1 protein-coding gene is annotated in these 559 nt (G+C 64.6%); it reads right to left on the reverse strand.

The window, feature by feature from the left end:
* Positions 1–559: cbb3-type cytochrome c oxidase subunit I (locus tag AC5L35_RS37350; RefSeq protein WP_495064480.1), on the reverse strand; the 559-nt coding region annotated here is incomplete at both ends.

Below are 559 nucleotides of genomic sequence, written 5' to 3' on the forward strand. Positions count from 1 at the left end.
GTGAAGTTGTGTCGCGGCGGCGGGCAGCTCGTGGCCCACTCCAGCGAGTTGCCGAAGCCCCACGGGTCGTCGACGGTGACCACACGGCCGTACCGGTAGCTGCGGAAGACGTTCCAGATGAACGGCAGCGTGGAGGCCCCCAGCACGAACGCCCCGATCGAGGAGATCATGTTGAGCGTGGTGAACCCGTCGGTCGGCAGGTAGTCGACGTAGCGGCGCGGCATGCCCTCGGCACCCAGCCAGTGCTGCACCAGGAACGTCAGGTGGAACCCGATGAACGTGAGCCAGAAGTGGACCTTGCCCCACGTCTCGTTCATCATCCGACCGGTCATCTTCGGGAACCAGAAGTAGATCCCGGAGTACGTGGCGAACACGATCGTGCCGAACAGCACGTAGTGGAAGTGCGCCACCACGAAGTAGGTGTCCGAGACGTGGAAGTCGACCGGCGGCGACGCCAGCAGAACCCCGGTGAGCCCACCGAACAGGAACGTGACCAGGAAGCCCAGCGCGAACAGCATCGGGGCCTCGAAGGTCATGTGCCCCTTCCACAGCGTCCCGA

This window comes from Pseudonocardia sp. OZ21, assembly GCF_059359135.1.